The sequence below is a fragment of the Rhizobium sp. SAFR-030 genome, from assembly GCF_059415005.1.
On sequence record NZ_JBPFDO010000002.1, the window covers coordinates 422435 to 443949 of the forward strand.

General features: G+C 63.0%; 21 protein-coding genes. 10 read left to right on the forward strand and 11 right to left on the reverse strand.

The genetic code is table 11. The features are described 5' to 3' along the window. Window positions 1-13 precede the first annotated feature (13 nt). Window positions 14-769 carry an HpcH/HpaI aldolase family protein gene (locus ACR65N_RS07655; RefSeq protein WP_440456472.1) on the reverse strand — a complete coding sequence of 252 codons (756 nt, stop codon included), beginning with the start codon at window positions 767-769 and terminating at the stop codon, window positions 14-16. A 172-nt stretch (window positions 770-941) separates the two neighbouring features. On the opposite strand from ACR65N_RS07655, the gene ACR65N_RS07660 reads away from it, so the two are divergent. The 4 genes from ACR65N_RS07660 to ACR65N_RS07675 all read left to right on the forward strand — a co-directional run bounded on the left by ACR65N_RS07660 (window position 942) and on the right by ACR65N_RS07675 (window position 4385). Beyond that, complete coding sequence (locus tag ACR65N_RS07660; protein ID WP_440456473.1) at window positions 942-1649, forward strand: GntR family transcriptional regulator; 708 nt, start codon at window positions 942-944, stop codon at window positions 1647-1649. Continuing rightward, complete coding sequence (locus ACR65N_RS07665; protein WP_440456474.1) at window positions 1646-2740, forward strand: LLM class flavin-dependent oxidoreductase; 1095 nt, start codon at window positions 1646-1648, stop codon at window positions 2738-2740. Before ACR65N_RS07660 ends, ACR65N_RS07665 begins: the two co-directional genes overlap by 4 nt. 176 nt (window positions 2741-2916) lie before the next feature. Next, window positions 2917-3888 carry a mannonate dehydratase gene (locus ACR65N_RS07670; protein ID WP_440456475.1) on the forward strand — a complete coding sequence of 324 codons (972 nt, stop codon included), beginning with the start codon at window positions 2917-2919 and terminating at the stop codon, window positions 3886-3888. Window positions 3889-4106: 218 nt separating this feature from the next. Further along, on the forward strand, window positions 4107-4385 hold the full coding sequence (locus tag ACR65N_RS07675; protein ID WP_440456476.1) for a hypothetical protein: 279 nt from the start codon (window positions 4107-4109) through the stop codon (window positions 4383-4385). A gap of 625 nt (window positions 4386-5010) precedes the next feature. On the opposite strand, the gene ACR65N_RS07680 is transcribed toward ACR65N_RS07675, so the two are convergent. The 4 genes from ACR65N_RS07680 to ACR65N_RS07695 form a co-directional block, all read right to left on the reverse strand. Beyond that, window positions 5011-6438, reverse strand: coding sequence for an ISNCY family transposase (locus ACR65N_RS07680; protein WP_440456477.1), 1428 nt, complete (start codon window positions 6436-6438; stop codon window positions 5011-5013). A gap of 249 nt (window positions 6439-6687) precedes the next feature. Next, window positions 6688-7299, reverse strand: a complete 612-nt coding sequence (locus ACR65N_RS07685; protein WP_440456478.1) for an FAD-dependent oxidoreductase — start codon at window positions 7297-7299, stop codon at window positions 6688-6690. A gap of 215 nt (window positions 7300-7514) precedes the next feature. Further along, window positions 7515-8366 (reverse strand): sugar phosphate isomerase/epimerase family protein, encoded by an 852-nt coding sequence (locus tag ACR65N_RS07690; RefSeq protein WP_440456479.1) that lies wholly within the window; start codon window positions 8364-8366, stop codon window positions 7515-7517. Window positions 8367-8482: 116 nt separating this feature from the next. After that, window positions 8483-9979 (reverse strand): FAD-dependent oxidoreductase, encoded by a 1497-nt coding sequence (locus tag ACR65N_RS07695; protein WP_440456480.1) that lies wholly within the window; start codon window positions 9977-9979, stop codon window positions 8483-8485. 150 nt (window positions 9980-10129) lie between these two features. On the opposite strand from ACR65N_RS07695, the gene ACR65N_RS07700 reads away from it, so the two are divergent. The 4 genes from ACR65N_RS07700 to ACR65N_RS07715 are packed head-to-tail and all read left to right on the forward strand — an operon-like array spanning window position 10130 to window position 12991. Beyond that, a complete protein-coding gene (locus ACR65N_RS07700) occupies window positions 10130-11131 on the forward strand; it encodes an SIS domain-containing protein (RefSeq protein WP_440456481.1) in 1002 nt (333 codons plus the stop codon). A 21-nt stretch (window positions 11132-11152) separates the two neighbouring features. Next, the gene (locus ACR65N_RS07705; RefSeq protein ID WP_440456482.1) at window positions 11153-11863 is read left to right on the forward strand and encodes a GntR family transcriptional regulator; all 711 of its coding nucleotides are present in this window, start codon (window positions 11153-11155) and stop codon (window positions 11861-11863) included. An 11-nt stretch (window positions 11864-11874) separates the two neighbouring features. Continuing rightward, a complete protein-coding gene (locus tag ACR65N_RS07710) occupies window positions 11875-12813 on the forward strand; it encodes an ornithine cyclodeaminase (RefSeq protein ID WP_440456483.1) in 939 nt (312 codons plus the stop codon). A 46-nt stretch (window positions 12814-12859) separates the two neighbouring features. After that, window positions 12860-12991, forward strand: a complete 132-nt coding sequence (locus ACR65N_RS07715) for a TetR/AcrR family transcriptional regulator (RefSeq protein ID WP_440456788.1) — start codon at window positions 12860-12862, stop codon at window positions 12989-12991. A gap of 140 nt (window positions 12992-13131) precedes the next feature. Here ACR65N_RS07715 and ACR65N_RS07720 read toward each other — a convergent pair whose 3' ends face one another. The 3 genes from ACR65N_RS07720 to ACR65N_RS07730 all read right to left on the reverse strand — a co-directional run bounded on the left by ACR65N_RS07720 (window position 13132) and on the right by ACR65N_RS07730 (window position 15749). Then, window positions 13132-13920, reverse strand: coding sequence for an amino acid ABC transporter ATP-binding protein (locus tag ACR65N_RS07720; RefSeq protein WP_430306936.1), 789 nt, complete (start codon window positions 13918-13920; stop codon window positions 13132-13134). Further along, the gene (locus tag ACR65N_RS07725) at window positions 13920-14843 is read right to left on the reverse strand and encodes an amino acid ABC transporter permease (RefSeq protein ID WP_440456484.1); all 924 of its coding nucleotides are present in this window, start codon (window positions 14841-14843) and stop codon (window positions 13920-13922) included. Before ACR65N_RS07725 ends, ACR65N_RS07720 begins: the two co-directional genes overlap by 1 nt. Window positions 14844-14906: 63 nt before the next feature. Next, window positions 14907-15749 (reverse strand): transporter substrate-binding domain-containing protein, encoded by an 843-nt coding sequence (locus ACR65N_RS07730; RefSeq protein WP_440456485.1) that lies wholly within the window; start codon window positions 15747-15749, stop codon window positions 14907-14909. A gap of 215 nt (window positions 15750-15964) precedes the next feature. On the opposite strand from ACR65N_RS07730, the gene ACR65N_RS07735 reads away from it, so the two are divergent. Then, the gene (locus ACR65N_RS07735; protein WP_430306939.1) at window positions 15965-17116 is read left to right on the forward strand and encodes a LacI family DNA-binding transcriptional regulator; all 1152 of its coding nucleotides are present in this window, start codon (window positions 15965-15967) and stop codon (window positions 17114-17116) included. Between the two features lie 173 nt (window positions 17117-17289). Beyond that, window positions 17290-18195 carry a PfkB family carbohydrate kinase gene (locus tag ACR65N_RS07740; RefSeq protein WP_440456486.1) on the forward strand — a complete coding sequence of 302 codons (906 nt, stop codon included), beginning with the start codon at window positions 17290-17292 and terminating at the stop codon, window positions 18193-18195. A 59-nt stretch (window positions 18196-18254) separates the two neighbouring features. Here ACR65N_RS07740 and ACR65N_RS07745 read toward each other — a convergent pair whose 3' ends face one another. The 3 genes from ACR65N_RS07745 to ACR65N_RS07755 form a co-directional block, all read right to left on the reverse strand. Further along, window positions 18255-19217: an isoaspartyl peptidase/L-asparaginase family protein gene (locus tag ACR65N_RS07745; RefSeq protein WP_440456487.1), complete on the reverse strand. Its 963-nt coding sequence runs from the start codon at window positions 19215-19217 to the stop codon at window positions 18255-18257. 72 nt (window positions 19218-19289) lie between these two features. Further along, the gene (locus ACR65N_RS07750) at window positions 19290-20882 is read right to left on the reverse strand and encodes an ABC transporter substrate-binding protein (protein WP_440456488.1); all 1593 of its coding nucleotides are present in this window, start codon (window positions 20880-20882) and stop codon (window positions 19290-19292) included. After that, window positions 20879-21451: a MarR family winged helix-turn-helix transcriptional regulator gene (locus tag ACR65N_RS07755; RefSeq protein WP_440456489.1), complete on the reverse strand. Its 573-nt coding sequence runs from the start codon at window positions 21449-21451 to the stop codon at window positions 20879-20881. The genes ACR65N_RS07750 and ACR65N_RS07755 overlap by 4 nt, the downstream gene beginning before the upstream one ends. Between the last annotated feature and the right edge of the window lie 64 nt (window positions 21452-21515).

A 21515-nucleotide genomic window follows, 5' to 3' on the forward strand; every position in this document is an offset into this window, starting at 1 on the left:
TCCTTCGACACGCTCAGGCGTCGCGGGCGGCTTTGACGCCGGCCGCGAGGCTGGCGCCGAGAAACATGGTGTCGCTGGCCAGCAGGTAGAAGCTGATGCCGGCCTTCGACCATTTGCCGACGTCGTCGGGCGTGGGACGGAAGATGCCGACGGTCTTGCCGGCCTTGGCTGCGGCTTCGGTAATCGTCAGGATCGCCGCTTCCAACCGGCCGGCGCCGTCCGGCCCCATGGCGTCGAGCGACACCGACAGGTCGCCGGGTCCGATGAAGATCACGTCGATGCCGTCGACCGCAACGATCTCTTCGACGTTCCGGAGACCCTCTGCCGTTTCGATCTGCACCGCGAGAACGAGGCTGTCGTTGGCGCTCTTCAGATAATCCGGGATCCGGTAGCCGTAACCCGCGGCCCGGCCCGGGCCGACGCCTCGCTCGCCGAGCGGCGGATATCGTGTGGCGGCAACGGCGGCTTGCGCCTGCGCAGCGGTCGAGACCCGTGGCACCAGAACACCGGCCGCTCCGGCATCCAGGACGCCGGCGATCGATTCCGGCGCATGGCCCGGAACCCGCACCATTGTCGGCACGTGGTGCACATCGGCGGCGCGGATCAAGTTTTCGATGAGTTCGCGGCCGATCTGCGAATGCTCGGCATCGATGCAGATGAAGTCGGCCCCGGCAGCGGCCACGACCTCCACGGCGACGGGATGCGGGATCGCGACGAAGGTGCCGACGAGCCGATCATCGGCAAGACACATGCTGCGGAAATTGCTCATCAGGGCCTCGGAAAGCGAGACGGGAAATCGTCACATCACTTACTTTAAGCCTGAAATTCCTGGCGGAGCAAGTTGATAAATCGGTATACGGATTATGACACTGTAGCGTCGTCTCGTTCGGAACGGCTTGATATAGGCATAAATCCGTATACTGTTTGTGTCGGAGAACATCATGCAAACCCCGTCCGACAACCTCGTCGAAACGATCTATGCCGATCTGCGGCTGAAGCTGCAGAGAAGCGAGGTGTCGCCGTCGGACAGGCTCGTCGACACCGGTATTGCGGCTCGCTACGGGACCTCCCGGATGCCGGCGCGCGAGGCTTTGCTGCGGCTGGTGGCGGAAGGCTATCTCGTCGGCACGACGCGTGGTTTTGCCGTGAGGGAACTGTCGGTGGAAGACATCGCCGGCCTCTTCGAGGTGCGCCGTCAGCTGGAGCCACGGGCGGCGGCCAGTGCTGCCCGCGACATGACGCCGGAGGTGGAGGCCGAGCTCACCGATGCCATGACCCGGATCCACGATGCGCTGCAGCAGGGTGACATTCCGGTCCTGCTGGGCGCCAATGTCGACTTCCGCAACGCGTGGCTGAAGGCGGTCGGCAACCCGCACATGGCGGCCACGGTCGCCCGCTTCATGAACTATTTCCAGTCGGTGCGGCTCGATACGTTCGCCGACGTCGAAACCGTCAAGCACTATATCACCGGCCTTTCCCGCATCCATGAAGCCTTCCTGGCGCGCGATCCGCTGCTGGTTGAAGAGCGCATGACGCTGTTCATGTTCGCCGCCGAAGAGGCATTTCTTGCCGTTCGGCGGCGCCAACTGGAAGACTTCAAGACGCAACGTCCGTCGCGCAGAAAGAACAAGAGGAGAGCAGTATCATGATAAAGCCGCATCCGCTGAAAGGGCCGAGCCCGCTGAAGCTCGGGATCTTCTCTCCCAATGCCGATGGTGGTCTTGCCATCACCGATGTGCCGGAGCGCTGGCAGGCGCGCTGGCAGGACAATCTCAACGCCGCGCAGATCGCCGACCGCGGCGGCCTCGACTTCCTGCTGCCGATCGCCCGCTGGAAGGGTTTTGGTGGCAAGAACCGGGTGCGGGAATGGTCCTTCGAGACCTTTACCTGGGCGGCCGGTCTGGCCTCCGTCACCGAGCGGATCGCGCTGTTCATGACAGTCCATGTGCCGCTTATCCACCCGCTCTATGCGGCAAAGGCGCTGGCAACCGTCGACCACATTTGCGGCGGCCGCGCCGGCCTCAACATCGTCTGCGGCTGGAATCCGAAGGAATTCGGCATGTTCGGCGTGCCGCTCGTCGAAAAGGGCTATGACCAGGCCGCCGAATGGCTGGAGGTCGTTGAACGTGCCTATGGCTCGGATGAACCGTTCGACTTTGACGGCGCCTATTACACGCTGAAGGATGTGGTGAGCCGGCCGGCAAGCCTGCAGTCGCCGCGTCCGGTGACCATGAATGCTGCCTTCGGCGGACCGGGCCGCGACTTTGCGGCGAAGAACTGCGATTATCTCTTCACCACCTTCACCGAGATCGCCGAGGCCGGCAAGCATGTCGAGGACATCCGTGGACGGGCAGGGGCGGTGGACCGGGATGTCGGCGCCTATACCGTCTGCCACGTCGTCTGCCGCGAAACCCAGCAGGAGGCGGAGGACTATTATGAACGCTACGCCGTCACCATGGCCGATCACGAGGCGGTAGACGCGCACATGGCCGGCAAGAAGGAGTTCTCCCAGTCGCACGACAAGGACAGCTATGACCGTTATCGCAAGCGGTTCGCCGGTGGCGCGGGAGGCTATCCGCTCATCGGGACGCCGGAGAAGATCGTCGAGGAGATGATCGCGATCTCGCAGCAGGGCTATTCCGGCATCGCCATGTCCTTCGTCAACTACACCTATGAGCTGCCGTTCTTCTGCGATCGCGTCATGCCGCTCCTGAAACAGGCGGGGCTGCGCGTCGACTAGGGTGTCTGCCGCCGGAAGCCCATTCGATGCTTCGGCGGTCAGGCCCTGTGCTTTTCCGCTTACAAAATAGGATCCGGCGCGGCTATGATCATCCGGTTGGCTTGCTCCGCTACGGGAGGCCCGGTTTGCTGTAAACCCGGGAGTGACGTGGGCAACGCCTTTCCGGGGAGGAATGCATGTATCTGGGAACACAACTTCCGGCACGCCACGATGACGACTATCGGGTGATGAAGCAGCTCGGCGTCAGCCACGTCTCGGCAACGCCCGACGGTGACTGGCAGGGCTGGGATCGGCCGACGCTCGAAGCCTTCCGGGAGAAGATCGAGAGCTTTGGCCTGGTGCTCGACATGACGCAACTGCCGATGCCGTCGATCCGGGTGGACCGCGACGTGCCGTGCAGGGACATCATGCTGGCAGGACCGGACCGCGACCGGCAGATTGACGGCATCTGCCGCCTTATCGAGAACTGTGCCGCTGCCGGCATTCCGGCCGTCCGCTACAACTTCAACTATATCGGCATCCCCCGCACGGCGATGGAGCCGGGGCGAGGCGGCTACCAAGCAGAGGCTTTCCGCCTCGAACTTGCCGACCCTCATGAGCCGGCGCCGGCCGGCGTCGGCGTGCTCGACGAAGACACCATCTGGGAGCGGGTGGATTATTTCCTGGCGCGCGTCGTCCCGGTGGCGCAGTCGGTCAATGTGCGGCTGGCCTGCCATCCGCACGATCCGGCGACACCGCCCGGCTACATGGGCGTGACCCGGGTGCTCGGTACGGTCGAGGGAATGAAGCGCTTCGTACAGATGCACGAGAGCCCGGTGCACGGCCTGAATTTCTGCATCGGCACGCTCGGCGAAATGGTCGAGGATGTCTCGCAGGTGCCGGCGATCACCCGGTGGTTCGGCGAGCGCGGCAAGATCATGAATATCCATTTCCGCAACATCGCCGGCAAGCGCTATTCGTTCCGCGAGAGCTTTCCCGAGGATGGCGATATCGACATGCCGGCCGTCATCGATGCGCTGCGCGACACCGGCTACCAATACATGGTGATGCCGGACCACGCGCCGACGCTGTCGGGCGAGAACCAGCAGCAGGTGGCCTTCGCCTTCTGCTACGGCTACATCGCCGCTCTCCTGCAGACCCGCTGCTAGAGGATATTGGCTGGACGGGCTGCAGTAACAGGATTTTATTCCGCTGCACGGCAGGATTGGACCGGCTGGGCAATTGACTTCAATGCTTCAACTGTGTCGCCCAAGACCATGATCTTTAGCGCTTTCCGAGGAGCAACACGTTTGAGCCTCATTTGGAACCTAAACGTCAGACAACCGTTTGTTCATCTGACATTCATGTCCAGACACGGAGTCGCGCTATGTTCCTCAGCAGCCTGCACACCCAGAACTCCTCCGGCCTCGAGTATTTCAGCGACACTTCATCGGTCCGCGCATTCATCGAAGCGGACCTGCGCAACCTGCCGGAGTTTTCCGGGCGCGACCTGATCGTCTATGCCGCCGGCTCGAGCATCATCATCGAGGGAACAGTGGGCTCCGATCTTGACTACATGCGGACGATGGACGTCGCCTGTGATCTGGCCGGATCTGACAGGGTGATCTGCCGGGTCGAAGTGGCAACCAGCGCCATCAGGATCTGATACTGCCGGTACTGAGAGACCCTAACAGCCAGCCGGCCTATCTGCTCGGCAGCGGCTGTTGTTCGTCGTCATCCTCTGGACTACTAGGCTTCCTCATCTGCCGCTGTCATCCTTGGGCTTGTCCCGGGGATCCGCCGCCGTTTCGCTCTGTCATCGACCGCGCTGAGGTTGCGCGTGTGGACGACAGGGAACTGCCCATTGTCTGATGTCGCGGATCCTCGGGACAAGCCCGAGGATGACGCAGTTTGTGGTGACGGCTGGTGGGAGACGAAAGGATGAAGAGGAGCGCATCCAGCGTTTCCGCAGCATCCAGTGCGTTTACCAGCGTCACGCCGTCCGCCCGCCTGTGAGAGTCACTTACCCGGCGCGTTCTGCTTCCCACTCAAGGGAGGTGGAACATTGAGGCACCGGTGGGCGCTGAGCTTAGGGACAGTCGCACTTCATCCTGAATCCATCTCCCAATACAGTTGTCAAAGCTAGTTAGAGGCGCGTGCTCGCCAGCCAGTTAGAAACGCGACACTGGCGCTGCCGATCAGCCCCGATCTGAGCGGCAGACCCGCTTGCGAGATCAGATCGGGGCGGGTGGGGCGCACCTCTTCGGCTTTAGCTTTGAGGCTGGCTAACGTCATTCTGCGGCCTCCATGCGCGCCAAAGCCTTCTTCCTTTTAGCGATGACTTCCGGATCGTTCATGAAGTCCGCCCGACGGCCGGGCTTGCGGCCGCGCTTCTGGTAACCGTTTCCAATGCTGCCGTCCCGAATGCCAAACATATGATCTTTCTGGCCCGTCCGGGATGGGCCGCTCTTGCTCCGTTGCTGTTCTCGTCCAGCCTGCATCTCGGCGACGATCAACAGCATGTCGTCCAGACGCTTGTTCTCGACGACTTCCGGCCGATGGACCGACCGCAGCTTGTCAAAGGTTCTGTAGGGTAGGGCAAAACTCTCGTGCATAATCGCGAGGCGACCGTCCGGATAATCGCAAACAATCACCTTTTGGCCGGCCAAGGGTCTGGAAACGTCGGTCGGATCGAGAATGAACAGCACCTTGTCGTAGCGCAGCGTCAAAGCCTGCGACAGCGTGCGAACTTCCTTGCGGCACATGGCGCCATCAAGGTCCTCGTGATCGGCCAACGGCCGGTGCATGTCCTTCGGATTGCGCGACTGTTTGCCGAAACGCGCATTGAAATCCGTAATGAACTCAGGTGCATAGGCGTTGGCTTCCTCAATCGTGTCAATGCCGCGAAGCCGCATCTCCCTGACCAACCGATCCTGCAATGTGTGGTTGGCACGTTCCACCCGGCCCTTGGCCTGCGGGGTGTTGGCACAGATGATGTCGATGTTCAGCTCATAAAGCGCCCGGCCGAATTGTGTCAGGCCGCTCGTCCGGTCCTTCTCCGACGCATGGGTCGAACGAAAGACGCCGTGCTTGTCGCTGTAGAAGGCCAGCGGTTTGCCCCATTGCTGCAGATAGGCCTTGGTCGCGTGCAGATAGTCGAATGTGTTCTCCGAACCGGCAAACCGTAGATGCAGCAGCTTGCCGGTCGCGTCATCGATATAGACGAGCAGGGCGCATTTGGGCCCACGGTTCTCGAACCACCAGTGATGCGAGCCATCGATCTGCACCAGTTCGCCAAAGCAATCGCGTCGGCCGCGTGGTTGGAAAACCCGTTTCTTGCGTTCTCTGCGTGAAACCCAGATACCAGCCTCGGTCATCCATTGTCTCAGCGTCTCCTTGGCAACAGAGATCCGGTGCAGCTCGATCAGCTTCTCACGCGCCAGCGTCGGACCGAAATCCAGATAGCGTTCGCGAATCAGATCCAGCACCGCATTGCGAAACTCCTCGCTATGGCGCCGGTTGCTCGACCGCGATCGCTTCCTGGAAACAAGACCGGCTGGACCATCCTGGTCATAGGCCTGCAGCAGCCTGTGAACCTGGCTTCGACTGAGGTCGAGCAGTTCGGCAGCCTGGACGACGCTCAGGCGCTCGTCACGAATCTTCTGAATGACTTCGAGGCGATGCAATTCTTTCTGCGACATGGTGATCAAACAGGACATGACGACTCCGACCGCTGGTCTGGACGAGGCTGAAGGTCGTCATCCTTGCTCCCAACGTTGGCATTGACCAGAACGTCGAGAGGCGAGACTGTCGCATCTCTAACTGGCCCAACCGTCGCATTACTAAATAGCCCCTACACGAACTGATCCGATAACGTATGTTATGGAACTTAACTGATGGCCCCGAATACCTGGTCTTCCGGTCTGTTCAAACGCCAGCCCATCCCCACATCCTTGCCTCCCGCCCGCCTAAAACTGCACGCCCAGCCGCAGCGCATCCAGCATCGCCGCGTGCACCGAGCGGCTGCTGATCGCGTCGCCGATGCGGTGCAGCTCGAAACCAGCCGCCGGTGGCTGACGCAGCGGTGCGCTGCCGATAAGCGTCGAGATGTCCGTCACCCCGTCGTTGACCGATCTCGGACGAAGTTCGTCGAACAGATCGGTGACCGGGACGGTTCCATGCTCGACGACCACCTGGTCATGGGTGGAACGCGTCTCCCGGCCGGTCAGCAGGTGGCGCAACACCACCTCGCGGCGGTCGCCGATCAGGGCGACTGAAACCAACTCATGCTCAAGGATGACCTGGACGTCGCGCTCGGCCATCGCCTTTCGATAGGTGATGCTTGAATGATGTTCCATTTCCGGCGCGAGCGACGGATCGCGGGCAACAAACGTCACGGCGTGGCCGGCGGCCGCCAACTGTGCCGCGGCCGACGGTGCAGGATGACGGCCGGTCGCGTCGTAGATCAGAACATCTGCTTTCGCCTGCAGAGGGCTCGCCAGAACATCCCAGACGCTGAGACAGAGCTCGCTGCCTGAGGCCGGGCCAAAATTCGGAACGCCGCCGGTTGCGACGATCACCAGGTCCGGCGCCTCGGTCAGGATGTCTTCGGCATCCACGTAGGCATTGAGGCGGATCTCGACATGAAGCCGCTCCAGTTCGGCACCCAGACTTCCTCGGAAGATTGTAGAGGATCGCCGGATAGTTCCCTCGTCGATGCAGGTTCACTCGGTAACTGTGCCTGGTCCATGTCCCGCCCCGTCGGATGATCGATCGTCTGGCCGTGCCCGAGCCGTCAGCGCGCCGGCTGGGCCGGTCCGAGCGCTGCCCGCATCGCATTCACGCATTGCTTGAGCGGCGGCGTCGGATCGACGTTGTATTTCCAGTTGGTCAGCTCGATCGTCAGCGAACCGTCGTAGTTCTGGCTGCGCAGGTAGGCGATGAGCTTGTCGAGATCGATGATCCCGTCACCCCAGGCAAGATGGCTGCCGCCCGCATCGGAATCGGTGAAGTGGACATGGGCGATCCGCCCGGCGAGATGGGTAAAGTAGTCCTCGGGTTGCTCCTGGGTCATCACCGCTCCGGCGACATCGTACACCGCGTGCAGTGCGGGGCTCGCCAGCGTGTCCATCAGAGCGCGGATTTCCCTGGCCGAGCGGATGATGTTGGCAAATGAATCCGGAAGAGATTCCATCCAGAGGTCGACGCCGAGCCTTTGGGCGCGATCGCACAGCAGGCCCATGGAATCGACGCAGCGGGTGAGCGCTTCGGAGGCCGGCTCGTCGCGGTAGCCGCCGCCGGCCGTGACCAGCATCGCCGGCGCACCGCATTCGACAGCAAATTCCAGGGATTCCAGGAAGTAGCGCAGCGAGCGATCGCGGAGGGCCGGCTCTTTCGCCGAGATGTTGATGGGATAGATGCACTGCTCGGGCGTGAAGGCAACGATGTCGAGGCCCATGCCGCGCACCGTCTGTCCAAGCTGGCGCGCCTCGGCGAGCGTCCTGTCACCGATATAAAAGTGCGGCGCGGCGGCCCAGAGTTCGATGCGGGATACGCCAGCGTCGCAGACGTCGGCAAGAAACCTGTCGAACGTGTGTCGGACGTAGTGGAAGTTCATCACCGCGATGCTGCGTTCGTCCAATGCCATGTCCAATCCTCCCAAGCTGATGAGCAGCGTCCGAACCGGGCGCTTTCTAAGGTGATCTCAACGATTTCTGCTCAAATTGCTGGTAACGTTCTCATAATATCTATGGCGCGGCGCCCTCACCTGCTGACAGATTTCAGCAGACCGAATTCGACTTCCGTCCGGTGGATGAAGTCGGCGATCTGTCGCTCGGTTTCCTCGGCCGTCCAGTGCAGGTGGGGTGCGGCAAGGCGCGCCGCGGTATCTGCATGTGACAGCCCGAGATCCGCCTCCCAGCCGACCGACAGGCGGCGGCGCAGGATGTCGCCGAGCGTCCGGGCCTGCTCGTTCAGCACCGCGTGGGCGACTGTGGCGGGCGTGACGCGATCAACGGGTTCGGCAGCCGGTGACGCCGGATTGAATACGCGCAACGGGCCCGATGGCTTCAGTCGACGCGCGACGGCCGCCGTCAGCCGGCGCCCGGCCTCGCGGTGGGTCATCAGCAGTCCGCCGGTGAAGGTAAAGAAGTTCGGCAAGCCTTCGGATGTCAGGTCGTGCTCCCTGACCGATGACGAAGAACCGCGGCCGTCCTTTGCCAGGCTGCGCGGTCGCACACCTGCCCAGGAATAAAGCACGTCGCTACGACAGAGGCGGATCTCGGGAAACAGCCGCGACAACTGGTCGAGGATCGCTAGGATCTCGGCTTCGGTTGCGCGGAAGCCCTGCGGGCTGCCGTCGGCTGGGCAATCCCACGGGCCGACATAATGCAGTTCGCCCCAGGGGATCAGGTAGAAGGGCGCGCCGGCTGCGGTCACCGTCTCGAACCCGATGCCGCGGAGGTTGGAGGGCAGCCGAACGACAATGTTGGTGCCCTTTTCGCCTGTGTTGCGGCGGCGCAAATGCGAGGATCCGGTGAGCGCCGTCAGCTCATCGACCCAGACGCCGGCGCAGTTGACGATGGCACGGGTCAGGACGGTGCGGGTCCCGTCTGCCGACCTTAGCTCGACGCGCCAATACTCCCCTTCCCGCGCGATGGCAGTCACCGCCGTGTGGTTGAGCGCTTCCATGCCGATGGCGCGCGCCTTCATCACGGTATCGACCACGATGCGTTCGGGCCAGTGATACTGGTACTCGGTGAAGGTCATGGCACCCCGGATATCTGCCAGTCCCGCCATGCCCGAAAGCGCCGGATGAGCCTTGGCTTCCTGCGCCGAAAGAAGGCGGAGATCGAGCGGCACGCGGCCGCCGTCGCTGGCCGCCATCAACCGGAACGCCAGACGCGCCTTCCACGGTGGAATGGCATTTTCCTGCGTCAACGGCACGATGAAGGTGACCGGCCTTACCCGTTCGGGCGCCTCCTGAACGAATTCCGCCCTGCCCCGCATGGACCGGCGCATCAGGTCGAAGCATTCGATGGCGTTGCGCGGATTCGCGAGGAAGGATGCGATGGAGCCGCTGGCGGCGGACAGGTAGCCGAGCCCGCAGTGCTGAAGCCGCGATGTCTTGGACGATGTGCCGGAGCCATAGTCGTCGCGTTCCGCCAGCAGCGTGCGGTAGCCAGCGGCGGTCAGGTGCTGACCGGCTGCGGCGCCGATGATGCCGCCGCCGATGACGAGAGTGTCGTAGGGCTCAGTCACGTTCACGTCCCCCCGCGCTGCGGCTTCAATCGAAGCTTTTGCCGCAGTGTGTGAGAACGTTCGCAAAATTGTGGCTGGGCTGTCAAGGGCACTTGACGCAGAGTGGCATCTGGCAATACGTATTAGGACGTCTTATCGAAAGGTCCTGCCATGTCTCTCCCCTCTGATTTCGACGCCGGCGTTGTCGCGGCGCTTTCCGCCCTTGACGCGAAGTCGATCACCCATGTCTTCTTCGTCGCCTGCGGCGGCTCGCTGTCGATCATGCATCCGGCAAAGTTCCTGCTCGACCAGCATTCGCCGCTGTCGTCGGACGTCTTCAACGGGGCAGAATTCGTCGCCCGCGCGCCGCGGTCGCTGGACAAGAACTCGCTGGTGATCCTCTGCTCGATGACCGGCACCACCAAGGAAACGACGGCGGCTGCCGAATTCGCCCGCTCGAAGGGTGCGGCGACCATCGGTCTGACGCTCGAGCCCGCCTCGCCGCTCGGCAAGGCCGTCGATCACGTGGTCGGCTTTGCAGCCCCCTACACGACCGGCGTGCCGATCGATGCGAAGGACAGCAACTATGCGCGCATCTACCAGATCGTCATGGGTCTCGTGGCGCTGACGGGCGGCGACGACCTGACGCAGACGCTGATCGACAGCCTGAAGGCACTGCAGCCGGCCATCGACCGCGCGCATGAAACGTTCGCGCCGATGTTTGCGGATTACGCGCCGCGCTTTGCCAAGGAAGACGTGATCTACACGGTCGCCAGCGGCGCGAGCTACGGTGCGGCCTACTCGTTCTCCATCTGCGTGCTGATGGAGATGCAGTGGATCAACAGCCAGGCGATCCACGCCAACGAGTTCTTCCATGGCCCCTTCGAGGTTCTCGACAAGGACCGCGCCTTCATCCTGTTGAAGGGCGTCGACAGCACCCGGCCGCTCGAACAGCGTGCCGACGAGTTCCTGCACCGCTTCGGCTCGGCGGAAAAGATCCTGGTTCTCGATGCCGAGAAGCTCGATCTCTCAGGCATCGATCCGCAGTTCCGCGGCAATGTCGTGCCGTTGATCTTCTTCGACACGCTGTGGCGTTTCGCCTATAAGATCGCCGATCTGCGCCAGCACGAAATGCTTGAGGGCCGGCGTTACATGAAGAAGATCGCCTACTGATCGAGCCCTGGATTGGAGCGGATGGAAGATCAAGCACAGCTCTTGCCGCTCTATGAACAGGTTCGGCATTCGATCCTGGCCGGCATCCAGTCCGGCCAGTTTTCGGAAGGCGGTTTCCTGCCCGCCGAGCCGGAGCTGATGTCGCTCTACGGGGTCAGCCGGGTCACGCTCCGGCGCGCCATAGGCGACCTGTGCGCCGACGGCCGCCTCCAGCGCCAGCAGGGTCGCGGAACGCTGGTCATGCCGAACAAGGTTCGCCAGACGCTGGTTTCCCTGTCGGGCTTCTCCGAAACGATGGACGGTCTTGGTCGCAAGGCCGGCCATCGCATCCTGTCGCGCGACGACCATCCCGAGGCGCCGGCCATTCGCGATCGGCTGGGGGCGGCGTCGCTGATCCACTTCGAACGGCTGCTGGAAGACAACGGCATGCCGATGACGCTGGAAAGCCTGTGGTTTGACGCGGCACGGTTTCCCGAGGTCGTCGACACGGTGGCGGCGGGCGGCTCGTTCTTCGCCGCCTTGCGCAATCTCGCCGGCATCGTGCCCGCTCATGCGGAGCGGCAAATCGATGTCGGCTTTGCTTCGCCGGCCGAGCGCAACGTCCTTCCGGTCACGGCAACGCAGCCGGTCTACCGCATCGAAAAGATCGTCACCGATAGCGAGGGACAGCCGCTCGCCCTGTCGCAGCTGGTCACCCCAAGCCACCTCGTCACCTACACAATCAAGACCTGAAAGATCCGACAATGCATGTTTTCGACGCCGCCGCCGTTCATGATGCGCTTGCATGGGAGTTTCTGATCGAGGCGCTGCGCCAGGCGCATCTGGGCGCGATGCCGGCCTCCGATGTCGTCGTCCAGTCGGATCCGGGCGGCAGCGAGGGCCAGTTCGTCACCTTGCCGGGATGGGCGCCCGGCGGTCCGATCGTCGTCAAGATGGTCGGCGTATTTCCCCAGAACGCTTCCCTGCAACCGCCGCAGCCGGCCGTGCAGGGGCTGGTGGCCCTGTTCGACGGCAAGACCGGCGCGCCTGTCCTTACCGCAGATGGCGCTGCCATGACGGCGCGCAAGACAGCTGCCGATTCCGCTCTCGGCGCCTCTATCCTCGCCCGCCACGATGTCGAGGATCTGCTGATCGTCGGCGCCGGGGCGCTGGCGCCGTATTTTGCACAGGCGCATCTGGCAGCCCGGCCATCGCTGCGCCGGGTGACGATCTGGAACCGCACCGCGTCACGCGCCGAGGCGGTTGCCGCCCAGTTGCGTGACAAGGGACTGGAGATCACGGTGAGCGACGATCTCGATCGCTCGGTCGCAAATGCCGATCTCGTATCGTGCGTGACGATGTCGGACACGGCGCTGATCAAGGGAGCCCTGCTGCGTCCTGGCGCCCATCTCGATCTCGTCGGCGCCTACATGCCGACGCTGCGCGAAGCCGACGACGAAGCCCTGGCGCGGGGCACGATCTTCGTCGACTGCCGCAACAACATGCAGAGTGGCGGTGATCTTTCGCAGGCGGTGGCCTCCGGCGCAATCACATGGGATTCCGTCCGGGCGGACCTGTTCGACCTCGTCCAGGGGAAGGCCGAGGGGCGCACCTCCGACCAGCAGATCACGGTCTTCAAGAACAATGGCGGCGCTCACCTTGATCTGTTCACCGCCTCGGCTCTGGCGACCCGGATCAGCTGAGCGACCAGACATTGCCGCGTCCGGGCAAGGCTGATCGAAACGGCGGCTGGGATCTTCCACCCGCGGCTACGTAGCGACCGGCGTCCGTGAAGTTGCATACCAAGCCGGCTTGCCAAAAGGATCTCTCAACAACCACTTCCGCTCGAAGGAACGCTTCGGCGTCGAGGTTCTGCAATAGTATGCGGACCGGTTGAAAGAGATCGTGCGGAACGTTGCTGCGCATGCAGGTCGAGCGGACCGGCGAACCTGTCGCCCGCTTCAAGCGTTTCCTTGACTGCATCCTGGCCGTTACCCAGCAGGCTTCGGCCAGGACGAGGCTTAAGCCTCCGCAAGCACGCGGGCGAGGAAGGAGCGGGTGCGATCCTGCTGCGGGTTCGTCAGCACGTCCGCCGGCTTCCCCTGCTCCACAATCACGCCGCCATCCATGAAGATCAGGTGATCCGCCACGTCCCGGGCAAAGCCCATCTCGTGGGTCACCACGACCATGGTCATGCCGTCGTCGGCAAGCTGCCGCATCGCGGCCAGAACCTCGCCCACCAGTTCCGGATCGAGCGCCGAGGTGGGCTCGTCGAACAGCATGACGTCGGGCTCCATGGCCAGTGAACGGGCAATTGCGGCACGCTGCTGCTGTCCGCCGGAAAGCTGTGCCGGATAGTAATGAGCGCGTTCCTTCATGCCGACCCGCTCCAGGAGCAGCATGGCCTTGTCGGTGGCCTTGGCCCGCGGTTCGCCCTTCACCAGCATGGGCGCTTCGATGACATTTTCCAGCACCGTCTTGTGCGGGAAGAGATGAAAACCCTGGAAGACCATGCCCATTCGCTGACGTTGGCGCGCCAGTTCGTTGAAGCTCATCTCATAGAGCTTGGCGCCCTTCCACTTCACGCCGACCGGCTCGCCGTGCAGGAAGATCGCGCCGCCGGTCGGCTTCTCGAGATAGTTGAGGCAGCGCAGCAGCGTGCTCTTGCCCGATCCGGACGGGCCGACGATGCAGGTCACGTCGCCGCGGTTGACCGCAAGATCGATGCCCTGGAGGACTTCGTGGGTGCCGAAGCTCTTGCGCAGTCGCTCGACCTTCAGCAGAGGCGCCGCCGTCATCTGGTCGTTCATCACAATGCCTCCTGCTGGCGGCCGAACAGGCGGAACAAGGAAAACCCACCCGATTTCCCGGTGCTTGAGTGGTGTTCGGATTTGAGCCGATGCTCGACGGCATGTTCGACGATCGTCAGGATGGTCGTCAGGACGAGGTACCAGATGGTCGCGACAAGCAGCAGCGGCACGGTCTGATAGGTGCGTGCGTAGACCAGCTGCGCCGAATAGAGGAGATCCGGGAGGGCCAGGACAGAGACCAGCGAGGTGAACTTGAGCATCGAGATCGTATCGTTGCCGATCGGCGGGATGACGATCCGGAGCGCCTGCGGCAGCACGATCCGGCGCATCAGCTGCCAGCGGGTCATGCCGAGCGTTGCGGCCGCTTCGGTCTGGCCGCCGCTGACCGCCTGGATGCCGGCGCGGATCATCTCCGCGGCATAGGCGCTTTCGGTGAATGCCAGGCCCATGATGGCGGCGCTGAACGGCGTGATTAGGTCATTGGTTTGCCAGGAAATCAGCTTCGGGCCGTCGAACGGCACGCCGATCGAGATCTCCGGCAGGAGAAGCGCCAGATTGTACCAGAAGACCATCTGGACGAGCGGCGGCACGCCCCGGAAGAACCAGATCCAGCCCCAGCTGGCGGCCTGGAACACCTTGCTGCCCGACAGCCGCATGACGGCGAGGATGACGCCGATCAGCAGGCCGAGCACCATGGCGAGGAATGTCAAAAGCAGCGTGGTGCCGAGCCCGGACAGGATCGACCGGTTGAACATGTACTGCCCGACCACTTCCCACTGCATGTTCTTGTTGATCACCAGCACCTGCAGGAAGATCACCACGAAGACCGCAAGCGCCACTCCGCCGACCCAATGACCGATCTTCGGTATGGCGATCGCTTTCACATCGTGAATCGAGGGACGTTGAGAGGGAGGTTGCGACATCTGGTCTTCCTAGCTGGTACCGCGAAAATCCCGCCCCGAGCGGTCCCGGGGCGGGCGACGATCTTACAGGTCCGGGTTTTCCTCGGTGATCACGAGTGCCTTGGTGAGCATGCCGGAATCGGCGATGCCCCACTTGGCCATGATCTTCTCGTAGGTACCATCGTCGATCATCGACTGGATGGCATCACGCATGATCGGGCCGAGCGGATCGCCCTTGCGCAGGCCGATGCAGCTGTTGACGGGCGACAGCACAAGCTCGGAAACCTTGAGGTCCTTGGTCTGCTTGGCCATGTAGGCAAGCTTCACCGAACCAGCCACGGTCGCATCGGCACGCCGCGAGCGCACCGCAAGTTCCGCCTGCGCCTGCGTACCATGCGTCTGCATTACGACCGGCTTTTCCTTGCACTCTTCGGCGTTCAGTTTCTCCAGGAGCCCGAGGTCCCAGGAACCGTTCAACACGGCGACCGTCAGGCCGCAGACGTCGGAAGAAACCTTGATGTCGAGCTTGCTGTCCTGCGGATAGGCAAACGACGTGCCGATCTTGCGCTGCGCGACGAAATCGATCGCCGTCAGGCGTTCCGCCGTCGTGCCAAAAGACGAGAAGCCGGCGTCGAAGCGCTTGGCCTGGATGCCTGGAATGATGGCGTCGAAGCTGGTGCCCTCGAAATGGAACGGCACGCCGAGCCGGCTCTCCATTTCCTTGGCGATGTCGACGCTCCAGCCCTTCAGCTGGCCATCGGCATCGACGAACTCGTCCGGCGCCCAGTCGTTGAAGACGGCAGCCTTGATGCCCTTGTCCTTGTATTCCTGCGGCAGCGCATCGTGCAGGGCCGGGATGACATCGGCCATCGCCGGCATCCCCATCACCAGCGTCAGAATGCAACCCGTCAGAATCGATTTGATCATGGAATCCTCCTATTTCAACAAGGCCTGCCGGCCGCACAGCGTTCTCGTGTTCCCTATTAGATGAATTCGTGGCGAGAACGTTCTCACATATGTGACATCGAGATGCGGCGTCCGTCAAGCACCCTGTAGGCAAGCTGTGCAGCGTTATTCCGTTGAAATCGACCGCCGATCTCCTTAAACGATTGTTCTATCGCTCAGATACGAGCGTCGCGCGCATGAAATATTCTCTTTTCCACACAGACGTATGTGAGAAGGATCATCCATTGACTCCGAAGGGCAAGGCGACAATCGCAGATGTCGCGCGGGCGGCGGGCGTTTCGACGGCGACGGCGGGACGCGTGCTGGGTGGATACGGATATACCAGCGAGGCGAAGAAGGAGCAGGTGCTGAAGGCAGCGCAAGGGCTCGGATATCGACCGAACGCGCTGGCCCGCAGCCTGATCACCGGCAAGACGCGTACGATCGGGGTGGTTGCAGGCGACATCCAGAACCCTTTCTACGCCTCGGTGCTGCGCGGCATCTCCAACGTCGCTGAAGCCAACGGCTTCGGGCTTCTGATCACCAACAGCGACGAAGCCCAGTCCAAGGAAGTGCTGTCTGTCGAGCTCCTGGCGCAGAAGCAGGTCGACGGGCTGATCGTTACGCCAAGTGATACGCGCAAGGCACGGCATCTCTTCAATCTTCAGGCGATGGGCGTGCCGCTGGTGCTGATCGATCGCGCTGTCGCCGGACTGATGGTCGATCGAGTGGCAACCGACAACATCGCCGCGGCGGAACATGCGGTGCGTCATCTGATCGCCGCCGGCCACCGGCGGATCGGCATCGTCGCCGAACTTGTGGATGAAGAGAGCGGCGGTCTCGACGCCTTCCTCAAACGCGCCATCGCCGGCGAACCGGTGGAAAGCGAGACGCTCTATCCCAGCTGGCAGCGCCTCCTCGGCTATATCCGCGCCCATCGGATCGCCGGCCTGCCGATCGATCCCCGCCTGACCCTGCGGGCCGGTAGCTATTCGGCGCTCGCCGCACAGGCGGTCGTGCCGCCCCTGCTGACGGAGCCGGATCGGCCCACCGCGCTGTTCACCACCGACGGCACGATGTCGGAGGGCGCCATGCGCGCGATTGCCGGGCTGAAGCTGTCGATACCGTCGGACCTGTCGCTGATCTGCTTCGACGATCTCGACTGGATGAGCTTTCTGAGGCCAGGCATCACCACCGTGTCACAGCCGCGCCTGGCAATGGGCGAGGCCGCCGCGCGCATGCTGCTCGAGCGGATCCGCGGCGAAGAGTACCCGGCGCGCACGGTGCTGATGCCTGCGGAACTGATCGAGCGAGGCTCGGTCGCTCCACTCAAGGTCGCAGCCCACTGACCTCTCGACAGGTCCGTCTGCTGCGCGCTTGCTAGCGCTCCTCGCCCATCAACCGCCACCATCAACCGCATCCTTGGCACGTGCCGGCTCTTGCCTCGATCCGCAGCCTGTTGCCTTTCCAGACGCAGCCGATTAAATGAGAACGTTCTCATTGCCTGCTCAGGAAACTTCGAATGACTTCAACCGTCAGAATCCTCGCCTTCGGCGATAATGTCGTGGATTGCTATCGTGACCAGGATCTCATGTTCCCCGGCGGCAACTGCGTCAATCACGCCGTCTTTGCCCGCCGTGCCGGAGCCGCGACCGCCTATGCCGGTGCCGTCTGCGACGACGATGCGGGGCGCCTGATCCGATCGGCGCTGGTCGAGGAAGGCGTTGACGTGTCGATGCTGCGGATGGAGCCCGGCCAGACCGCCTACTGCGTGATCGAGACGCAGGAGGGCGAGCGCGTCTTCGTCGGCGCCAATCTCGGCCCCTCGATCATCGCGCCTTCGGGAGGCGATCTTGCGCAGTTGTCGCAGTTCGACGCGGTCCATACCGGTCGCTCGAGCCATGTCGACGCCTGGTTGCCGCGCTTCAGCCGGGCGGTGAAGGTGTCCTACGATCTGGCGACGGTCCATGATCCCGACCGCATCGCCCGGGTGGCGCCGCACTGCTTTCTGCTCGCATTTTCCGGCGGTGGCCTGTCGCGTGCAGAGGCCGTGGCGCTCGCCGAACGGGCGCGGGCGGACGGCGCTCGCTGGAGCCTCGTGACGCGGGGCATGGAGGGTGCACTTCTGCTCGGCGATCAGGGATTGTTCGAGGCATCCGCCCAGCCGGTCGAGGCAGTCGATACATTGGGAGCCGGAGATACGTTCATCGCCAACGTTCTGGTGGGGCTGCTGAACGATCAGCACCCGGACGACATTCTGTGCCGCGCGGCTGAGGCGGCCGCCAGTACCTGCCTGATGCGCGGCGCCTTCGGGCATGCCGCCCCGATGGCGGTCGACCTGTCGAACATGATGACGCTCGACGAGGTCTATCGCGCCACGCGCCCGGCCGCAGGTCCGCCGGAGACGGAAATCGACGCCGTGGCGTAACCGCTAAGGTCTGTATCGACGCGCGGCAGGATCGCTCCTGCCGCCCGATCAGGTCTCGCTCAGGGCGCGGAAGACGGATCGCAGGCATGGACATCGCCATGCGTTCCGACAAAGAACTCTCCCTCCGGCGTCACCCAGCCGCGGAACATGCCATCGGTGTTGTAGGGCGCGGCGATCGAGCCATCGGCCCCGACGGCGACGAGACCGGCGCCGATCGCATGCGGCTTCAGGTCCTCCATGATGACCTTGTCGGCGGCCTGCTGCACAGTTTCGCCCAGGTAGCCGATGCGGCTGGCAATCTCGTGGCCGACCGCATAGCGGATGAAGAATTCGCCCTTGCCGGTGCCGGAGACTGCGCAGAGGCCGTCTCGTGCATAGGTTCCGGCGCCGATGATCGGCGTGTCGCCGATACGGCCGGCCGGCTTGTTGTTGTAGCCGCCGGTCGAGGTGGCGGCTGCCAGATGTCCTGCCTCATCCAGCGCCACCGCGCCGACCGTTCCATGCTTTTCGGACTCGCTGGCTTTTGCTGCCGTGCCCGCCGCCGCATGCGCCTTCATCGATGCCAGCGCCTTTACGCGCCGCTCCGTGGTGAAATAGTCGGGCTCGACGACATCGAGACCTTCTGCCTTGGCGAACTCATCGGCTGACGTGCCGCCCATCAGCACCGCATCGCCCTTTTCCATCACCCGGCGCGCCGCCTTCACCGGATTGCGGATCCGCCGCACCAGCGTCACGGCCCCGGCTTCCAGCGTCGCGCCATCCATGATCGAGGCGTCCAGTTCGTGCTCGCCATTGGCGTTGAGTGCCGCGCCATAACCGGCATTGAAATGCGGGCTGTCCTCCATCACGACGACGCACGCCTGGACCGCATCGAGTGCGCTACCGCCATTGCTGAGGATCGCCCAGCCGGCTTTCAGTGCCCGAAGCAGGTCGACCCGTGCGGCCGCCCATTCGGCTTCGCTAAGATCGAGCTTGGCCATCACGCCGCAGCCACCGTGAATTGCGAGTGCCGTTTTCGTCATTGGATCCTCCCATTCGTCTTCATAAAAAAGGCCGGGCGCAATGCCCGGCCAGTGACCTCCGGTTGGGGGAGGTTATTTCGCAGCCCGGATGTTCATGGCCAGCGTGTCTTCGTCAGAGCGCGGCACGATGGTGATCGTCTTCTTCATGCCCCAGGCCGAGACGATCGATGCGATCGTCAGGTTGGGGCGATCGGTTGCCACCAGAGCGTTGGCATCCTTCAGAAGCTGCTCGCGCTTGGCGGCATCCATCTCGACGGCGGCAGCCTCGATCAGCTTGTCCATCGCCTTGTTGGAGTAGCCGCGGACGTTAAAGGCACCGAGCTTGGTGGCCGGATCGTTGGTGTGAACCAGCGACGACAGCGTGTAGTTCGCCTCACCCGTCAGCGTGCCCCAGCCGGACATGGTCAGCGAGTAGTCGCCGCGCGTGTTTGCCGGGAAGTAGACGGCGCCCGGCTGTGCGTTTGCTTCGACCTGGATGCCGACCGCGGTCAGCATCTGAGCGATCGTGGTGCCGGCATCCTTGTCGCCCGGCAGGCGGTCGTTGGTGAACGAGAAGGCCACCTTGAAGCCGTTCGGGTAACCTGCTTCGGCGAGCAGCTGCTTGGCCTTGGCGGGATCCGACTTGGTCGGCTTCACATCCGGGTTGTAGCCGAAGATGTTCGGCGTCACGAGCTGCGACTGAACGGCGCCCATGCCTTCCATGGCGATCTCGGTGATCGTTTCGCGGTCGATGGCCAGATCGAAGGCTTCACGCACGCGCGGGTCGAGGAAGGGGTTCTTCGGCAGCGGCGAGCCGTCCTTGGCGCTCACCTGCGGTGACTTTTCGCGGAAGTCGAAGGCCATGTTGAACAGGTAGACGCTGTCCTGGCGAACCACGGTCAGCTTGCTGTCGGTTTCCAGCGTCGGCACGTCGGAGGCCGGAATGCGGGCGATCAGGTCGACCTGGCCGGCCTTCAACTGCGCAACGCGGGCCGCATCATTGGGGATCTCCTTGCGGGTCACCTTGTCCCACGGCTCCTTGCCGCCCCAGTAGCCGTCGAAGCTCTGCATCACCAGCTGCTCCTTGGGGGTCCAGGAGACGAACTTGTAAGGGCCGGTGCCGATCGCCGCCTTGCCGGAGTTGAAGCCTTCGGCTGCCTTCTCGGCGCTGTCGGAGTAATCCTTGGCTGCAACATGCGAGACGATGAACAGGCGAATGAAGTCGTTCGGCAGCGTCGGTGCCGGGCCGTCCGTCTTGACGCGGATGGTCAGCGGATCGACGATCTCGACGCCTTTGACGCGGCGCACATAGATGGTCGTGGGGTTCGGGCCGGTGACGCGCGGAATGCGCTCGATCGAGAATTTCACGTCTTCGGCGGTGAAGTCGGAGCCATCGTGGAATTTGACGCCCGAGCGCAGCTTGAACTCCCAGGTCGTGTCGTCGACAGCCGTCCAGCTGGTCGCAAGACCGGGCTCGAGCTCAAGGTTGTTGCCCGACTTGATCAGCGAATCGTAGATGTGCTTCATCGCTTCGGCATGGGTGCCGGCGGCGGTGAAGTCGGGATCGATCGACAGCGGGCCGGCGCGTACGCCGACGGTCAGATCAGCGGCAAGTGCGGCGGTCGATACGCCACCCAGCAGTGCGGCGGCGAGCAGCGTCGTCCGGAAGGTCCTGGAAATCGTCATTCTTCGTTCTCCTCTATTGTTGTCATTGATGGCCAGTTGGGTGAATCCACGACGACCTTGGCTAGCAGTTCCGACAGCATCAGCTGTTCGGCTGGCGTCAGCGACGAGACCATCAGGTTCTCGCGCTCCACCATCGGCTGCATGGCCTGGTCGACGATGCGTTTGCCCTCTTCGGTGATGTAGAGGACGAAACTTCTCAGATCCGCCTGGTCGACTTCGCGGCGGATGATGTTCTTGTCGATCAGCTTCTGGATCGCCCGGCTGATCGTGTTCTTCGGAAAGCCCGAGGAACTGCAGATGGCGCTCGCCGTCAGCCCGTCGGCAAGGCCGAGCGAATACAGAACGACGAACTCCGGCCGCGGCAGGCCGTGTTCCTTTTCGATGTGCCGATAGATCGGCTCGTTGAACTGCAGCGCCAGAAAGTTGATGCGAAAGGACAGCCAGCAGGGGTTCTGCCAGAGCTTGACCGACACGAGGTCCTCGACGCCGTGATTGCCGGCGGCGGATTTGCCGCCTTCCTGCAACAGCGTCTCCAGTGATGGACCGCGTGACCGTTTCAATGTCTTCACATCCTCGCCTGTTATCCAAAAGCTAGTACCGTATGGAACTTGACGTGAGGATAAATGGCTGTCA